Annotated in this window: 15 protein-coding genes; 9 read left to right on the plus strand and 6 right to left on the minus strand. The window is 44.6% G+C overall.

Features of this window, described 5'->3' with window-relative positions; all coding sequences use genetic code 11:
* Positions 1-110 precede the first annotated feature (110 nt).
* The 4 genes from R7M92_RS03010 to R7M92_RS03025 form a co-directional block, all read right to left on the minus strand.
* A complete protein-coding gene (locus tag R7M92_RS03010) occupies positions 111-959 on the minus strand; it encodes a DNAase (protein WP_238844270.1) in 849 nt (282 codons plus the stop codon).
* A gap of 395 nt (positions 960-1,354) precedes the next feature.
* Positions 1,355-1,621 (minus strand): hypothetical protein, encoded by a 267-nt coding sequence (locus R7M92_RS03015; protein WP_005373876.1) that lies wholly within the window; start codon positions 1,619-1,621, stop codon positions 1,355-1,357.
* 324 nt (positions 1,622-1,945) lie between these two features.
* Positions 1,946-5,104 (minus strand): efflux RND transporter permease subunit, encoded by a 3,159-nt coding sequence (locus R7M92_RS03020; RefSeq protein WP_318132668.1) that lies wholly within the window; start codon positions 5,102-5,104, stop codon positions 1,946-1,948.
* Positions 5,105-5,117: 13 nt separating this feature from the next.
* Positions 5,118-6,275, minus strand: a complete 1,158-nt coding sequence (locus R7M92_RS03025) for an efflux RND transporter periplasmic adaptor subunit (RefSeq protein ID WP_005387110.1) — start codon at positions 6,273-6,275, stop codon at positions 5,118-5,120.
* A gap of 518 nt (positions 6,276-6,793) precedes the next feature.
* Between R7M92_RS03025 and R7M92_RS03030 the strand changes: the two genes are divergently transcribed.
* Together R7M92_RS03030 and R7M92_RS03035 are read left to right on the plus strand one after the other, a co-directional pair.
* Positions 6,794-8,311, plus strand: coding sequence for a phospholipase D family protein (locus R7M92_RS03030; protein WP_005387112.1), 1,518 nt, complete (start codon positions 6,794-6,796; stop codon positions 8,309-8,311).
* A gap of 90 nt (positions 8,312-8,401) precedes the next feature.
* Positions 8,402-8,989, plus strand: a complete 588-nt coding sequence (locus R7M92_RS03035; RefSeq protein WP_031781098.1) for a class I SAM-dependent methyltransferase — start codon at positions 8,402-8,404, stop codon at positions 8,987-8,989.
* Between the two features lie 54 nt (positions 8,990-9,043).
* Here R7M92_RS03035 and R7M92_RS03040 read toward each other — a convergent pair whose 3' ends face one another.
* Positions 9,044-9,514 (minus strand): ASCH domain-containing protein, encoded by a 471-nt coding sequence (locus R7M92_RS03040; protein WP_005373887.1) that lies wholly within the window; start codon positions 9,512-9,514, stop codon positions 9,044-9,046.
* Between the two features lie 200 nt (positions 9,515-9,714).
* Between R7M92_RS03040 and R7M92_RS03045 the strand changes: the two genes are divergently transcribed.
* Both R7M92_RS03045 and R7M92_RS03050 read left to right on the plus strand, forming a co-directional pair.
* Positions 9,715-10,560, plus strand: a complete 846-nt coding sequence (locus R7M92_RS03045; protein WP_005373890.1) for a tetratricopeptide repeat protein — start codon at positions 9,715-9,717, stop codon at positions 10,558-10,560.
* A 13-nt stretch (positions 10,561-10,573) separates the two neighbouring features.
* Positions 10,574-10,969, plus strand: coding sequence for a DUF2391 family protein (locus R7M92_RS03050; protein ID WP_005373896.1), 396 nt, complete (start codon positions 10,574-10,576; stop codon positions 10,967-10,969).
* 9 nt (positions 10,970-10,978) lie between these two features.
* Here R7M92_RS03050 and soxR read toward each other — a convergent pair whose 3' ends face one another.
* Positions 10,979-11,413: a redox-sensitive transcriptional activator SoxR gene (gene soxR, locus R7M92_RS03055; RefSeq protein ID WP_005373898.1), complete on the minus strand. Its 435-nt coding sequence runs from the start codon at positions 11,411-11,413 to the stop codon at positions 10,979-10,981.
* 201 nt (positions 11,414-11,614) lie between these two features.
* Between soxR and R7M92_RS03060 the strand changes: the two genes are divergently transcribed.
* The 5 genes from R7M92_RS03060 to fusA all read left to right on the plus strand — a co-directional run bounded on the left by R7M92_RS03060 (position 11,615) and on the right by fusA (position 18,325).
* Positions 11,615-12,823, plus strand: coding sequence for an MFS transporter (locus R7M92_RS03060; protein ID WP_213903207.1), 1,209 nt, complete (start codon positions 11,615-11,617; stop codon positions 12,821-12,823).
* Between the two features lie 154 nt (positions 12,824-12,977).
* Positions 12,978-13,859, plus strand: a complete 882-nt coding sequence (locus R7M92_RS03065) for a LysR family transcriptional regulator (RefSeq protein WP_318132670.1) — start codon at positions 12,978-12,980, stop codon at positions 13,857-13,859.
* A 101-nt stretch (positions 13,860-13,960) separates the two neighbouring features.
* Positions 13,961-14,965, plus strand: a complete 1,005-nt coding sequence (dgcN, locus tag R7M92_RS03070) for an N-acetyltransferase DgcN (protein ID WP_262636007.1) — start codon at positions 13,961-13,963, stop codon at positions 14,963-14,965.
* A gap of 49 nt (positions 14,966-15,014) precedes the next feature.
* Entirely contained in the window at positions 15,015-16,007 is a 993-nt protein-coding gene (gene dgcA / locus R7M92_RS03075) for an N-acetyl-D-Glu racemase DgcA (protein WP_262635978.1), read from the plus strand.
* Positions 16,008-16,300: 293 nt separating this feature from the next.
* On the plus strand, positions 16,301-18,325 hold the full coding sequence (gene fusA / locus R7M92_RS03080) for an elongation factor G (RefSeq protein ID WP_029853012.1): 2,025 nt from the start codon (positions 16,301-16,303) through the stop codon (positions 18,323-18,325).
* Positions 18,326-18,333: the final 8 nt, after the last annotated feature.

Below are 18,333 nucleotides of genomic sequence, written 5' to 3' on the forward strand. Positions count from 1 at the left end.
TTTATATGGACGTTCGACCACCTCCAAAATGAATAGACACCCAATTTGGTGCCCTTTTTTCGCCCGTGAAAGCATTCTTCGCGGGCTTTTTTCTTCCCACTGAAATGGGCTTAATCTGCGTTAGTTTCTTTGCTCAATCTCTCTGTTTTTCCAGTCGTATACGATTCGATTACCGGAGACAAGTCCAGTAATTCCAATACTTTTTTTTCAAAAGTTTCATCAGCACTTCTCACCCAATCTAAAAACTTCTGCTTAGCAAACATCGATTCGTACTTATACCAAAACTCGATGCTCAGGTAGAATTCATTTTTTATGGGTAAATTGTATACTCTTCGTAATTCACTCTTATACTTAAGATTACCTTCTGAGTATTTTGAGTATTTGTTTTTTCCAACTTCAACTATCTCACACTTTATTGGTGGATAACCACTTAAGAAACCTCTAATTAAATATTCTTCTTTTTCTCTTTTTCGGTCTTCACTTTCTGGAATTTCTCCCCATTGTTTATTCGCACGCTTAGTCAATTCTTTCATCAAGTCTGTATGATACCCCCTCATAGAGCCTTCACTTTGCTCCGGGGCATGATAAAAATCATAATATTCTCTCTCTAAAAATGAGGACAATTGACTAATATTATCAATATCTTCTCCAGTAGATTTAACCCGTAGCCTAATATATAATCCACCTTGTTTGTTAATAGGAAGCAAAGGGTTTAATATTTTCTTCTGAAACAAAAAATATACCGTAGCTAACTTTACAAACCTTTCATGCCTCTCTATTTTTGATTCAACATCGAACTGTTCTAAATTAACAAGATCCTGGTATACATGTCCTTCATATATGTTGTTCGGACACTCAAATGACAGCACTAAGTCATCTATCTGGAACGCATTATGTAATAAGTCAGAGAAATCCGGCTTTCCTCTAAAACCATCTTTACACATTTTAATAAAACTCATATGTCTATCTCTTACTCTTCAAATATGCATCAATACCTTTAAACGAGAGCCTGCAATATGAGTTCTAATTCAAGTAAAGGTAAGCCACATACTAAGGTATTATGAAGGTCAAAAAGGAGATCGGATCTTTTCTAAATTTTAAATATCTAACATCACCTCCACTTTACTGAAATCTACACTTTTAAAAGTTACATCCGCTCCATCCAGCAATAGCTCATCAAACACGCCAACTATTGATAATGAGCTTGAGGATCTGATCTCCACCCATGAAATGAGAAACAAAAAAGCCAGCCTTAAAAGGCTGGCAAGTAGAGCAACAAGGTCAGTGCTTACTGCTAACTAACACCGAACTCGTATTGGATTCATTTTCGTCTGTTAGTCTCTTTTAGCGGCGTTTATGACTTGCTTGCTTTCTCTTTGTGGCACGTTACCTTTACTAACTGTTCTTGCTCATCTTTAATGTTTTTCACGATACGCTCATCACGTGCGTGAATGGCATCCATGTTCATTTGCTGAATATCTGCTATAGCTTCATGTTTCATTTCAGAAAAGTCCTGACGTAAATCTGAGCTCCACTCCTCTTTGTCTAAAGTGTTAGCAGCAGCGATTGGTGATGACATTACAGCAATAAGACTTAGAGTAGATAGAAATACGCTTTTCATAATAAGCTCCTTGAGGATTAGCAGTTAATTTTAATTACAATTTATATATTGCACATACGATGCCAACTTTTATTTTGTTATTTTTCAATAACTTAAATAAAACCTCATATTCAACGTTATCTTCGTCTGGTAAATTTCGCTAACCAAGTGTCAAATTAACCATGCAAATTTAAAACATTAGAAACATACATATTAGAAATACTTTGTCAGGCAGTTTTCTCATCAGATAATTACGTAACTGCCCACTAAAAAATCACTTTGAATCAAAATGCGGAAACAAAAAAGCAGCCCGAAGGCTGCTCCTAATCGTTAACATCAAGCTTGTTAACTCGATACGCTTGCTTCAACGCTCGACGTCACTGGCGACTTTCTGAAACGATTAATCAAACGATGGATAAACCTCTTAATCGATCTGAAAATATTTTTAATATCTTCAAGCATTAAATACAAACAAGGCACCAACACTAAAGTCAGAACCGTTGCGTACAACACCGCAAAGCCCAAAGCGACAGCCATCGGTATGACAAAACGCGCCTGCAAACTCGTTTCAAACATTATCGGCAATACACCCGCAAACGTCGTTATTGAGGTGAGCGTGATAGCTCGAAAACGAGCACAACCCGCTTCAACAACCGCTTGTTTGATGTTCATACCCTTTTCTCTTACTTGGTTTACGTAATCTGTCATAACCAGAGAGTCGTTGATAACCACGCCAGCAGCGGCGATCAAACCAAATGTCGACATCATACTTATGTCTAAACCTAGCCAGAAATGGCCCCAAATCGCCCCCGTCAGACTAAACGGAATGACGGACATTACAATCAAAGGTTGGGTATAACTTTTTAACGGTACAGCTAACAAGATGTAGACGATGATCATGCCTGCAATAAAGAACAAAATCTGTTCATTACGCTGCGCAGCTTGCTCTTCAATATCACCGCCCAATTCTGTTTTCACAGTTGGGAAGGCTTGCTTCATGTCCGGTAAGATATTGTCGTCAATGACCTTCACGATTTCTTGAGGTTCAACCAATTCTTCGTCTATGGAACCATAAACATAAACGGTTTGATACCCGCCTTCACGTCGAATGCTACTCACGCCCGGCTGCTCGTTGATCTTCACCACATCACCTAGCATGACCTTCTTACCTGCTGGTGTGGTAATCACAGCGTAACGCAATGATGAGAATGCTTCACGCGTCAGTTGCGGGTAACGCACCATAACTTTAATTTCTTCACCATCACGAATAATGCGCTGTGCTTCGCCACCATAAAAGCTGCCACCAACTTGCTCTGCGATCATGGTGAGATCCAGACCGAGATCGTACGCTACAGGCGCAAGAGACAGGAGTACTTCTTTGCTTCCAGAATCAATAGAAGATGAAATATCATATAACCCTTCTTCCTGCTGTAAACGCTCTATCAAGTAACGCCCAGCCTCGTTGAGCTCATTGATGTTAGAACCAAACAACAAGTAGCCAAACTCATCCCTGTCACCACCACCCGCACTCTGCTCGCGGATTTTGATGCTCTTCATACCTGGAATAACAGGCATAGCTTCACGCCAACGTCGAGCCAGTTCAAATGTATTGAACGGGCGTAACTCTTCATCAACCAGAGGTACTAATACACGACCTTCGGTGCGGCTTCTGTTGTACGACAGCACATCACGAATCATTCCTTGACCATGTTCTGCAATGGTCTCAGATTCGATCTTTTGCATGACACGTTCAATAGTCTTGAGTGCACTGATTGTCTGCTCACTTGAAACGGTATCATTCATTTCAATAGTGATCGCAGGATAGTCAGTCGGCACTTTAGGGTTAGGGATCACCCGAACATAATTCGCGTTGATCAAAGCCGCGCTGATCAGCAGTAAACCACAGAACACCGCAAACACTGTCCAGCGCCAATGGGTGCATGTTGTTACAAAGTTCCGATATGGACCATTTACAAAACCAAAAAAACGTTGGTTAAATCGGTCACGCCAACCACCTGGTTTAACTGGCTTAAAATGAGTATGCGCAAGGTGTGCAGGAAGGATCAGCTTCGATTCAATCAAACTGAAGATCAAACAAAGAATCACGACCCCCGCGATACCATAAAAGAATGCACTATCAATACCGCTAGACAACAAGAAAGGAGCAAACACAGCAATTGTGGTTAACACACCGAAAGTGGCTGGTGTGGCAACACGTTTTACACCACGAACCACGTTTTCGACGCCACCGCCTTTTTCTTCAATTTCGCTGTAAGCGCTCTCTCCCATCACGATGGCGTCATCAACTACAATACCGAGCACCATAATGAAGGCAAAAAGAGACACGATGTTTACCGTGATTCCTAATGCAGGCATCATCATTACGGCACCGAGAAAACAGACAGGTAGCCCAATCATTACCCACATAGCCAAGCGGAAACGTAGGAAAATGGTCAGCATAATCGCGACTAATGCAGCGCCTTGCAGCAAGTTTTTCAACATCATGTCGAGACGCCCATTTAAATAATAAGTCGTATCAACTAAGACTTTGAGCTTAACATCCTGCGGTAATGTCTTGTTTTTTGTTTCAATATAATTACGAACGGACTGTGCAACAGGGATAATGTTCTGGTCACGAGTTGCTTCAACAGACATGTAGATCGCATTCTGACCTGAGTATTCAAAGTAGCGCTCTTCTTCCGTAAAGCCATCTTTTATTGTGGCAATATCTTGCAACAGAACCTTTGCACCATTTGCGCCAAGCTTTACAGGAATATTTCTAAACTCATCACCACGGTAGTATTGGTTTTCAATCCTTACTGCAATCATCCCTGAGTTTGTTTTTACTTCGCCCGCAGAAAAGTTGGCTGAGTAACGGCTGATCGCGCTGCTGATATCGCTCAACGTCAGGTCGTATTTACGAAGAACAAGTGGGTCAACTTCAATCGCTATTTCTTCTTCTGGCGCACTCAGGTACACCAGCATGACGTTTTCTAACTGAAGTAATTCATCTTCGATTTGCTTAGCAATCGGTTTAAGCTCCTCGAGCGGTCGGTCCCCAACTAACCCCATTTCAATTACATCTTGGCGCCATTCAACTTGGTAAACATTGATTGGTTCCATACCCGCTGGTAAATTAGACAAGGTATCAATACGTTGGTTTACATCATCTAAGACACGCTTGATATCGGCATTAACGTCTACCTCGATAGAAACATAAGCGCTACCTCTAGAGGCCGTTGAGACTGCTTTTTTAATCCCGGTGACGTCTTTAATCGATTCCTCGACCTTAACGAGAATACTCTCTTCTATCTCTTGAGGAGAAGCGCCAGGATAAGTCGCACGAACATCAATGTAGTTCACCTCAATATTCGGAAACATCTGCCTTTGAATAAAGAGAAAACTCACCACACCCATGATAATGATGAACACCATCAAAAGGTTGGCAGCGACGGGGTTATTCGCAAAATAGGCAATCAAGCCCTTTTGTTTAGTATCTTCCATGACAAACTCCTACTTACTGTACGACGGTTTCGGAGTCGTCACTCTTTTTTGCGATTTGTACCGCCATGCCTTTTTGAGGGTACTCTGGTAAGGTCAGTACCAACTTATCACTTTGCTCTAAACCTTCGCCCACCAGCAAAAACTCACCTTCTGCTCTCAAAACCGTGACAGTTCTGGGTTGAAGTTGATTATCGCCATTCACTACCCACACGGTACGATTTTTTACTAATTCCTGTGGCAAGCGGTAGATATGCTTAAGTTCCTTACCAGTGAAGCTCACTTCAACGTAGGAGCCGAATTTAATTGGAGGCTGCTGGTTATCGACACCGTATGGGTCCGCGATTTGAATGACCATGTTAATCATTCGGGTAGCGCTATCAATCATGCCTAAATCACGAACTACTCGACCTTCTCTAGTGGTAGAAAACACACCTTGCTGCGTCACTGTCGCAGTGAGTTCACCAATGGATTCGGGTAAAAATGCACTATCAAAACCGGCAATGGGTACGTGCACCTCTGCCACTTCGATGTTGTTTAACGTGGCAACTCGAGAACCAGATGTAACAAATTGACCAACACCAATATCACGCTCAACAACCAGCGCATCGTAAGGTGCAACGACTTTGCAATTTTCTAACTCTCTTTTTGCTCGTTTGAGTGCCGCTTGGGCCGACTTCACTTGCGCTTGTGCGCTCAAAACGTGAGGCTTGCGTAAATACAGATCCGTCACTTGCTTATCGCTCAGTCTCTTTGCCTGACGTTTTGCCACTTCGGCTTTCGCTTGTTCCTCAATCAAGTTTGCGCGTGCACTAGCTAAATCGGCTTCAGCTTGTAAAACCGACGCTTCATAGTTGTCACTTTCAATTGTGAAAAGAACCTCTCCTCGTTTTACGATGCCACCCGTCACAAAATTCGGGTGCCAACTCGTAACTTCACCACTAACTTGCGCGGAAAGGTGTGTTTTTTCAAAAGGGACTAATTCACCGTGACTGGTAATCACCACTTTGTGATCGGTAGGAAAAAGAGAAGAAGCCTGAACAGTAGGTTCTGTAATTGCATCTTTGGTTGACTCTTTTTCCGGCGCAGTTGCGGCAATTGCAGCATATCCTGCATAAGAGCCTCCAACGACGACGAAGGGTAAAAGCCAACGTAATATGGGTTTTGCTAACATCGAAAATCCTTTTTTATTGTTGTTTTCAACACCACACTTTTATTCAGTCCATTGCTCCCGGTAAGCATGGTGGTGAGAGAATTGAATTTGAATAAACATCAAAGCGGCACTTGCCTAGTCTTTTAAGCAGCTAACTAGATAGTTATTGCCAATTCAAAGTTAATAAAATTAACAAAAAATTAACCAACTGCGCAAGTTGCTCTGACTTAACTTTTATTCTAAACAGCAAATGACATGCCAAGCATTTATTTATTAGAAATCATATGGTTATATAAAAACCATTATTTTATCCAGTGTGCTATTGGTCATAATCACCAGATATTAGTGATTATGACCAATACGGCCATAATGATAATTAAAATAAATGATTATCTGCGCTCTAAAAGTTGAACTTAGTGCAGGCTCTATGGCAATTCATTGATTAATCGCTCGTTATCAAACGGTTCTGGGTGCATGTGGCGTCAGCTTAAGTCTATAATTTGGAGTAGGTAACACTCTGTAAGACAAGGAAATGTGCTTTGTTACAAACGCTCGCCAAGTTGCTCTTCCCCTCGCTGCTCACTATTTTATCGGCATGCTCATCCGTATCGTTGAATGACGCCAGTGAAAAGTCCACCAGCTTTCAGCTCGGTTATCAAAAGGATTCTGTTCTTGCGCAGTACTTTGAAGCTTACGGGAGAGACCCTAAGTCCATAACTGGCTTTGCACCGTTAAATCAAGGACACGATGCCCTTCTTGCTCGAACCTCTTTGATCGAGTCCGCCCAGAAAAGCCTTGATCTTCAATACTATATTTACCGTGGTGACGAAACGAGTCAGCTAATAACGTGGCGCTTGTATGAAGCGGCAAAGCGTGGTGTTCGAGTAAGGCTGTTGCTTGACGATATGCAAAAGCGAAACGACGATGTGATGGCTGCCCTCAATGCACATCCTAATATAGAAATCCGCTTATTTAATCCGCATCAGTATCGCGACTCCCGTTGGTTCGCTCTTGCTAGCGATTTTGAACGCCTTAATCGTCGTATGCACAATAAGTCTCTGATTGCAGACAGTGTTTCCGCCATTGTCGGAGGTAGAAATATCGGCAATGAATACTTCTCTTTTGAATCGCAAGTTGAGTTTGGTGATTTTGATCTTCTGCTCTATGGTGAGGCGGTACAACAAACTGCCGATCAGTTCGACCTCTACTGGAATAGCGCCTATTCGATACCAATGGAATGGATTACACCGAATTCACAGCAAATTACCGACCAAGCGATTCAAAAGCAGGTCAATAAACTCCGGTTAGAGGAAAAGTTTTCAACCGGCCGCTATGACTTCACTCAACTGGATATGTACCAAGATCTAAAACAAGGCAAACTCAAGCTCTACTGGGGAGAAGCGAAAGTATGGTTTGACCTGCCCGATAAAGTCGCGACCCGAGAGAGCCAACTTATTGATAATTTAACGGAGCTGGTTAAAAGTGTTGAGGATTCATTTGTGCTCATCTCTCCCTATTTCGTTCCAACTGAAGTAGGTACTCAAGCATTAAGTAACGCGGCCAAGCGAGGCGTTGATATCACGATTGTGACCAATAGCCTCGCGTCTAACGATGTGTTTGCCGTGCATGGTTGGTACGCAAAATATCGAAAAGATCTACTCGAAGCTGGAATAAAGCTTTGGGAAGTAAAAGCGAGCGCGAAACTCAAAAGTAAGTGGAGCCTCACGGGGAGTAGCAGAGCAAGTTTACACGCTAAAGCAATGACGATTGATAACAAAACACTTTTCGTTGGTTCGATGAACTGGGACCCACGTTCGGCCGCTTTGAATACCGAAATGGCCGTTGTTATCGAACAGCCAGAATATGTGCAAATGTTTCTAGAACAACTGCCGAGTCAACTGTCGAGTAACGCCTATGCCTTAACTCTGCGCGACGGGGACATTGTCTGGACCGACGTAAAAACAGGCGAAGAATACGAGTCCGAACCAGAAGCAGGAGTATGGCGAAAAATGGGCGCTTGGTTCTCCGGAATATTACCGATTGAAGATCAGCTATAACAGCTGCCAATACTGCAAACCTCCCCAGTCAAGCAAAACAAAATGGACGCTAGTTTTGGGCAGGGGACACAACCAACATAAGGAAGTTCAATGCCAGCGCAATGGAATGAATACTATCAGAAAATTTTAAGCCAACCTCACCGCCCAAACGTGGAAAATGCCGTAAACCAACTTAAGATAGAAGGCAAAGTCGCTCTTGATATTGGCTGCGGAATAGGTCGAGACAGCCACTTTCTCCTCGAAAAGGGATTTAAGGTTCACGCATGTGATAGCAATGAAGATGCAGTAAAAACTTGTTTAACACGCTTTGAAGGTAACAAACGATTTTCGGTTTCGCAGTGCTGTTTTACTGAGTTTAATTATCCTCAGTGCAGTTTGGTTATCGCAAATGCCAGTTTGTTCTTTTGCCCTGACACAGGCTTCAAACAAGTCTGGACAAAAATAGACAGCGCATTACAACCGGGCGGTATCTTCTGCGGCGATTTCTTGGGAGTGAAAGACTCCTGGGTTACCTCCGAAATGCATCCAAACATTACCGCATTAACAAAAAAGGAAGTGGAAAGCTTATTCGAGGGTTACGACCTCATTTCATTGCATGAAAGAGATGAAGACGGGACCACTGTAGTCGGAAGCCAAAAACATTGGCACATGTTTAGTGTGACCGCTCGAAAGCGCTAAAAATGGTCTCTCAGTAAAGAAAGCAGCACTTCAAATCAGTGCTGCTATCAGAGATTAATTGACGGGATACACCACTTCAAAACGCTCTAAAACCAGCGTACGTTTCTCATGCCAATCGATGTTCAACTCATCGCATTCAGCTTTAAAAAATGCAGTATGAGCATCACGCCACCAGTTTAAGGTTCTATCACCTTCGCCTTCTGCGAAGGCAAACTCTGCGGTTACATCCTCATATTTGCATGTACTTACGTCAGTAATTCGTATCACGCAAACCGGGTCCCCATCCCAATTCGTCACTACTTGTAAATGACCGACTTGGGGCATGGTTTCACCATGCTCTCGATACCAAAGCTCCAAACTGCACGATGCAGTTTTCTGTCCAATACGAACCAAATCTGCGCATACATTCGCGTTGTATTCGTCGGCACAATAATAGTCAGCACTGACTGATGGTACAGCTTCCCTTTGTTCTGGTGATAATAATTCTAGGAATTGTTCTAAGTAATCCTTAGCTCGCGCGTCCATGCTCACTCCATTAATCATAAATTCGCAAGGAGGATAAAAAATATCACAACAAATAACCACCAGGAACAAACTGAAAAACAACAAGAATATGACTTCTACGTAGACGACTGTTATTTCTTTTGTAATAACTTTGCTAAACGTTTGTGCTATTTGCTATTGTTGCATGGTCTATCTGTACTCTTCTCGTGAAAGGACGTTATATGCGCTTATTTATTGGTATTTTTTTCTCGCTGATACTTGCCTTGCCAACAATGGCATCGGAGGAAAAGTATTCAGAATCGGATCTGTTAGATAGACCATTAATGGAACGCTATATTTTAGATGAACTAAAAGCGCTGCGTCAGGACTATCAAAGCCTAGAAAAGCGAATGATCACAGAGATCACTGATCGCGAGCTAACGGTCGCAGATAAATCGTTGAACTATGCCAACGTCACCGTTACATACTTCTTCTACATCATTGCTGGTGTCGCATCGCTGATTGCCTTTGTCGGATGGCAATCTCTGCGTGAGTTTAAACACAACACCAAAGAGATGGCTGATAAACGATTGGAGAAGATCGCCCAAGAATACGAGAAAAAGTTTGTCGCCCTTGAGCGAGATTTAAAACGCAAAACTCGCATTATCAGTGAGAACAACAAAGAGATTGAGAAAATCAACGAGATCCATAACTTATGGCTACGTGCACAAAGCTCTCAAACTCCAGAACAACGTATCGAAATCTATGATGAAATCTTGTTAATTCGTCCAGGTGATTTAGAAGCGTTGACGTACAAAGCCGACGCAGCGATGGAAATCAACGAATACCATTGGGCACTTAGCATTTGTAACCGCGTACTTGAAGTCGATTACACCAACGGCCCTGCACTGTATCAACGCGCGTGTGCATACTCTCGCCTTGGTATCGAAGAGCAAGCTATTGAAGACTTGGAACGCGCAATTGAATACAGCCCATCCATTCGTGATTTACTTGCCGAAGAACGAGACCTCGAATTGCTGCACGGTAATGAGCGTTTTGAAAAGCTCTTACATCTAGCAAGCGAATAATGGAATAAACAGCATGAGCAGCCACTTTAATCTAGAAGACGCTAGCCAAGTATTGGTTGGCGCTTTTGCCCTAGCAGTCCCGATCTCATTTTCGGAGGAAGCGTGGCGATTGGGTGAGAGCCTACCAATGGCAAACTTACTCATGCTGTTAAGTCTTTCTGTCATTTTCCTCAGTTTTTTCGCGTATCAAAGCGTGTTTCAAAGCCACATCAAGAATCGCGTATCCATCTTTATTTTTCGTGTGGTTATCGCGTACCTCATTGCGGCCGTTGTGGTAGCGTTAGTTCTTTTCTGTCTTGATAAACTGCCACTCATGAATGAGCCTTTGGTTGCGATAAAACGCGTTATCGTCATCACAATGCCTGCTTCGATGGGCGCGATCGTAGTCGACAGTTTCGACAAAGAATAGAGATAATCGCTACTCTTCTTCTAACGTTAAGTTCGACCCCGAGTGGTCTTTCCCTAATACATCTTCTGGGTTTCGCAGTGCGCAGGTTTCTAACGACAAGCACCCGCAGCCAATGCATCCGCCTAAATCGTTTTGCAACGCTTTAAGTTTTTGAATCTTTTGTTCTAACTGTTCATGCCAATGGCTTGCCATTTCTTCCCATTGCGCTTTGTTAGGGGCTTGGTGTTTCGGCAGTTCATCTAACGCATGTTTAATTTCTTCTAACGACAACCCAACTTGCTGCGCTGCTTTGATCACCGCAACACGGCGCAACACACTGCGATGGTAGCGACGCTGATTACCTTGATTTCTCCAACTCGAAATCAGCCCTTTTTGCTCGTAAAAATGTAGGGCAGATACTTTCACTCCAGAACGTTTTGCCACTTCTCCTACGCTGATTTCCATCCTTGACTCCCTGTGTATCAATTTTGTTAAAAAAATGCTTTACCTCAAGTTTACTTGAGGTTTTAAAGTTGCACCATCTTAATTAACGCTAAACCCCGGCGATCTCAAGATAATGTGTTCAGCGCGAACGACTTGGTTGTTAAACACAAGACAGTTGGACATCAACCTTTTGAAATCCATCGGGAGTTAGAGGCAAACATAATGAAAAATAAAACTCAGCCGTACTTAGCTGGCCGCTTCTTCGACAGTATCTCCTCTGGCTTGTTCATGATGGCACTGCCATGGGTCATGCTTTCCGAACCTAACATGGGTACATTCGTCGCTTTAGTTTCTCTGAGCTGCACCGCGATTTCTTTTCTAGCAACGCCTTTCTTTTCCACTTTAATTGACCGACATTCACGCAAAGTACTACTCGTGCTCAATCAATGGATTCAATCGGGTATGGCTTTGGTGGTGTTCATTGCTTATTGGTTAGGGTTTGAGTCACACTGGTTGCTGGCTTTTGCGCAATTGGTGTATTGGGTTTCGAGTAATTTTGCATGGACGACCAACAATGCCTTCACCCAAGAAAATTATCAGCACCATGAGTATGCGAAAATTTCGGGTCAGCAAGAAATTGTAATGCAATCCACGACCCTCGGAGCTGGCGCGTTGGGTATTGTTTTGCTTGAAATGTGGGGTATGAAAGAGTTTGCTTTGTTTGCGGCCAGCGCCTCTGCGTTAGCAGCGATGTTCTATATTCTGACGCCTTATACCCAACAATTAAGGGCATCAAAATCCGTTGCTTTCATCGCGCAACTCAAAGAGAGCAAACAAATATTCCGTCTCGAACCTCGATTTTATGGCTTTATTCTGCTCTCTTGCCTCTCTTATCCTGCATTGACGTATTTGAGCAAACTGGTGCCGATTTGGTTTTCTGAACAAGGCATCTCTGGCGATTGGTTTGCAGGGTTCAACATCAGTTTTGGCCTCGGCTCGTTGCTAACCGGCTTTATTGTCACCAAAGTGCTAAGCCGTGCCTCCCATAGCCACATTATGTTCGCTTCGATGGTTATGGTCTCTTTTGCGCTTATCGGGATGAGTTTTGCGATGAGCCCGCTGATCATCTTGTTGTTTACGGCGCTGTTTGGCGTATTTAACGCGCTAAATCGCATTGCGAGAGTCAACTGGATGCATCACACCGTAGCGGTTCATCAACGAGGTCGCGTCGATGGCGGCATCAGCATGTTTGCCACCACCATTCAATCTCTCAGTTACGTCCTGATTGCAATATTGAGTCATTACGAACTAACACAATACGGTTTTGCAATCGCGGCTGCTGTCATGGTGTTAGCAGTGATTTTGATGGGATTACTCAGTCGAGACGTCGAGCCGTTTAACGACCTGCCCCTTCATGCAGCAGCAAAGTGAAGCATAGAAATTGAGAAGTTGAGAAATTGAAAAAGCGAGATAGGAAGGCAACCAACATCGTCTTCCTATTTTTTACGCCAGCACTTTTGCCTCTATCGCTTATCAGCAAGGTTGGGTATTCTGAGGTGACCAACATGAGCAGGGGGAAATCGCAGTGAACTTAAGGCAATTAGAAGTCTTTTACGCCATTATGCAAGCAGGAACGGTGTCAGGCGCGGCTCGCTTACTGCACGTTTCCCAACCTAATGTCACTCGAGTTCTCGCCCATACAGAACAACAACTGAGCTTCGCTTTATTTGAGCGTGTAAAGGGCCGTCTCGTTCCAACTCAAGAAGCCAAAGCCTTATTGCCAGAGGCTGAAAAAGTCTATCAACAACTCGGACAATTTCGCTCTCTGACCAACAAAGTCAAACAGGGAACTCAACATTTACGAGTTGGTGCTCCGCCTGTTTTGGCCGCACACTTGTTAGCGCCGACTGTCGCGTTGTTGTCGAAAGAGCACAGCATCTCCTTTGAGCTCTTAACGGCCAATCGCGATGAGCTGTGCTCAGGTTTACTGAAACATGAATTGGATGTCGCCATTGCGTTCGGTGAAGAAACGCCACCAGCGATCATGGGACACATGTTATTAAAAGAAAACTTGGCGCTAATTGTCCCTAAAAGCGCAGCGATACCCACAGAAAAAACCGTCACTTTAGAAGAACTCATCAGTCACGATTTACCCATTATCGGTTTAGATAGCCGAGACCCTCTGGGCTTATTGCTGCATCAAACCTTATCGGCGCGTGACGAACATTATCAACATGCCATCACCGTCCGCAGCTACTCCGCGGCGGCTGAACTGGTGAAAAACGAAGCAGGATTCGCGATTGTAGACCCTTGGACTGCAAAACAATATCGCCAAGATAATGCCGTTTCCGTGCATGCTTTGGAGCCAAATATGTCCTTCTCCGTCTCTGTTTTATTCGCAGAGCACACACCTCAATCCATTGCGACAAAGCAATTTATCACCGCCCTAAAACAACAAATGGTTTAAAGGTATAACCTGAAGTTATGCCTGCCTAACAAATAAGCATTCGGTTTCCTAAATCAGTCTGGCTACATTAATGAGCAATAACGATGACGAAGGGAACCATCATGCAAATTGCTCAACCTTACCTACTCTTTCTTGGCGATGTAACCGATCCACTCGCAGCAAAAACCGCGCGTGGCATATACCAATGGCGACCTGAGATTTGTCTTGGCCAAATCCGCCTGACGCCAGAAACCGTATCGCTTGGTTTAACCGACATGACACTACAACAAGCGCAGCAGCAAGGAGCAAAAACGCTGGTGCTCGGCACGGCAAATCCAGGAGGCGTCATTCCCGAAGCTTGGCAAGCAACCTTACTTGAAGCGGCAGAGATGGGATTTGAAATTGCATCGGGCATGCACCAACGTTTGGCGGAATTTGATCCTCTTGCCGATCTAGAACAACGCGGATTAACCAAACTGTATGATGTTCGCCATTATGATGCCCCGCTCAAGGTCGGCAATGGCAAAGCTCGCGCAGGCAAGCGAGTACTTACTGTAGGGACAGATTGCTCCGTTGGCAAAATGTACTCTGCCCTTGCCATTGAGCATACATTGAAGCGTAAAAACTGTCGTGCAGAGTTCAAAGCAACGGGTCAAACCGGAATTCTCATCGCAGGCAGTGGCATTTCGATTGATGCTGTAGTTGCCGATTTTATCTCCGGCGCAGTTGAAGCGATCAGCCCTGAGTTCACCGATCACGATTGGGACATCATCGAAGGGCAAGGTTCATTGTTTAACCCTTCATTTGCTGGCGTAAGTTTGGGCTTACTTCACGGCGCACAAGCTGACGCTCTGATACTGTGCCATGAGATTGGTCGCCCGCACATCCGCAACTTACCACATGTGAGCTTGCCAACCATTGAACAAACGATAGAAGCGAATCTGGCCGCTGCTCGCCTAACAAATCCAAACGCTCAATTAGTGGGTATTTGCTTGAACACTTCGGCGATCAGCGAAGAAGATGCAGCCCAGTTATGCCAGGATTGGAGCGACAAATACCAGGTGCCCGTCACCGACCCTGTGCGTTTTGGCGTTGATGCGGTTGCAGATAGGCTCCTTACGATTTAAGAAACATTTACGGTTTAGAAAATAACTGCGGTTTAGGGAAACTAGTGAGATGAAAATTCATGTAGAACCCGTCACGATTGCCATGGCGACACCATTTCGCATCTCTCGCGGCAGTCGGACAGAGTGCCACGTAGTCCGCGTGACAATTGAACATCGAGGCATGACCGCCCAAGGTGAATGCACGCCATACCCTCGTTATGGTGAATCGGTTGAATCGGTGATTAAGGCGATTTCTCACGCCGCGCATGAACTGCAAAGTTTGTATGCCAAAGGCGAAGCTGATGTCATGGTTCTCAAAAGCCAGCTTCAATCGTTATTACCCGCAGGGGCGGCAAGAAATGCATTGGATTGCGCCCTTTGGCATCTTCACGCGCTTTTGAGCCAAAAGCAGCAGGTTCACGACCTCTTTACGTTACCCGAGGCGATTGTGACGGCGATGACGGTTTCTATCGACAAGCCGCAAGCGATGGCAAAACAGGCACAAGCTTACCTTAGCCAAGGCGCAAAACTGCTTAAGGTAAAACTGGATGGTGAAAACGTGATTGAGCGCGTTGCAGCAGTACGCGATGCCGCGCCGCACGCACAAATTGTCTTAGATGCGAATGAAGCGTGGCAAAACCTCGACCTCGCGACGGTATTTGCTCAACTCGAACCGTTTAATATCACCATGATCGAGCAACCGTTGCCACAAGACTGCGACGACGTACTCGCCAGCATTCCGCACCCCATTCCACTTTGCGCCGATGAAAGTTGTCACACCAGAGAGCAATTGCATCAGTTGGTTGGCAAATATGAAATGGTGAACATTAAGCTAGATAAAACTGGCGGGCTCACTGAAGCACTATTATTATCCGACGACGCCCAAAAACTCGGTTTTCGCCTCATGTCCGGTTGTATGTTGGGGACGTCGCTTGCGATGCGTGCTGCCTTACCCATTGCTGCTCAGGCAAGCGTTGTCGATCTTGATGGCCCGGTGCTGCTCGGACAAGATGTAACGCCAAGCTTGGTTTATTGCGACGGCGAAATCGTTCTTTCCAAATAGCCTAAACAATCCAGAGGTTTTGCTCCAAAAGTCAGAACCTCTGAGTTTATGATCTCGATTAAAAAACAATCAGCCCCATCATGAAATAAGTCACATAAATTATATGGTTATTGAGGCATGCTAAGATTCCAGTAGTCCAAGAAGGTGGTCTTATGCATCGAGTCATCCGGAAAATGACGTGGAAAACGAATAGGCGGTAATCCCGCCCTACTCCAATGCAGTGCGTGGGTTTCTATAACAACCCACTTCCTAGCAATTCGTAGGTTTTTCACGCCATCTTGCAAGGAGGCTCTATGCCTATCAACAAAATACGCAATATCGCTTTTGTCGGCCAAACCGGGACCGGTAAAACCACGCTGATAGAAAAACTGCTCTTCACCTGCGATGCCACGCACCATTTAGGCAGCGTAGAAAAAGGCGATACCGTTACCGACTTCGACCCTCAATCCATCCAATATCAACACAGTATTGAAGCAACGCCAGTCGCACTGCGCTGGAATAAACACCGGCTCAATATCATCGACACTCCGGGACAAAACGAGTTACTTGGCCGTACTATCAGCGTTTTTCCTGCCGTTGAAACATCTGCCCTTGTCATCGACCCTCAAACCCCACTTAACCAAACTTCCGATCGCTTATTCACCTTTGCTAAAGAGCAGCAAAAATGTCAGATGATCATTATCAATAAGCTCGATAACCACGGTAATCAGTTAGAAAGATTGATGGAGAACATCGTTGAGCATTTTGGTGACCACTGCTTGCCGATCAACTTACCTTCGGCTGACGGGGAATCTGTAGTTGACTGCTATTTCGAACCAGAATTGGGACGAGAAACCTTACTTGCAACGGTAGATGAAGCTCATGAGACCTTAATTGACCAAGTCATCGAAGTCGATGAAGAACTGATGGAACTGTATCTGGAACAAGGCTCCGAACTCACCGCAGAGCAACTGCATGATCCGTTTGAAGAAGCACTGAGAACTGGACATGTGATTCCGGTCTGTTTTGTCTCAGCACAAACCGGCGCGGGCGTCGAGTTGCTGCTGCGCACCTTGGCGGAGATCATGCCCATGCCAAACGAGGGTAACCCTCCTCTACTGGAAAAGAACGGCAAAAAAATCAAAGTAAATTGCGAAACCTTAGAGCACACCGTCGCACACGTGTACAAAGTCAGCGTCGACCCATATATGGGAAAACTTGCCTACTTACGTGTGTATCAGGGTGAAATCAATGCGGGCAGCCAGCTTTATATTGGCGAAAGCAACAAGGCATTTAAAGTTGGGCACTTATATCAACTGCAGGGCAAAGATAGAACCGAGATCCCTCGCGCGCTTGCAGGCGACTTCTGCGTTTTAGCCAAAGTGGATGATCTCGAATTCGATTCAATCGTTCATGACTCTCACGAAGAAGATGGAGTTCAACTCAAAACGTTGGACCTTCCTGACTCCATGTATTCTTTGTGCTTGAAGCCTCTTAAGCGTGGAGATGAGCAAAAATTAGGAGATGTGCTGAATAAAATTGCCAGTGAAGATCCTTCGCTGCGCATCGAACATCGCGCTCGCACCAACGAAACCATCATCAGCGGCCAAGGGGAGTTTCACCTCAAAGTCGCATTAGAAAAGATGGCGAACGTGTACAAACTGGACGTCGAAACCTGCCAACCAAGCGTCGAATACTTTGAAACCATCACCAAACCTGCCGAAGGGCATTATCGACACAAAAAACAAAGTGGCGGTGCAGGCCAGTTTGGTGAAGTGCAATTGAAGGTTCGTCCACTCGAACGTGGTGCCGGATTTAAGTTCATCAACAAAGTAGTGGGTGGCGCCATTCCAACCGCGCTCATTCCTGCTGTTGAAAAAGGTATTTTGCAAGCGTTAGAGGAAGGCGCGATTTCTGGCAACCCAATTAAGGATGTGGAAGTCACCGTTTATGACGGTAAATATCACTCCGTCGATTCGAAAGAAATTGCGTTTGTCATCGCAGGTAAGAAAGCCTTTTTAGATGCGATTAACAACGCAGATCCTATTGTGCTAGAACCCATTGTCCAGATGGAACTGCACATCCCAACCGCGAACGTTGGCGATGTTTCTGGAGATTTATCTGGAAACCGAGGCTTAATCGAAGGCACCGAGCCAATCGACAGCAGCTTCACCTTACTCAGAGCCAAGTCACCTGTAAACGAGCTGCAAGATTACGCTCGTCGATTACGCTCTATCACTGGTGGTGAAGGCAGCTTTAGTATGACCTTAAGCCATTACGAGCCTGCGCCACCAGCAGTGCAAAAACAGGTCTGCCAAGGCAGTACACAACAAGGTTAATTCCCTAA

Source organism: Vibrio sp. Vb2880 (assembly GCF_033337975.1).
Lineage (GTDB): Bacteria > Pseudomonadota > Gammaproteobacteria > Enterobacterales > Vibrionaceae > Vibrio > Vibrio alginolyticus.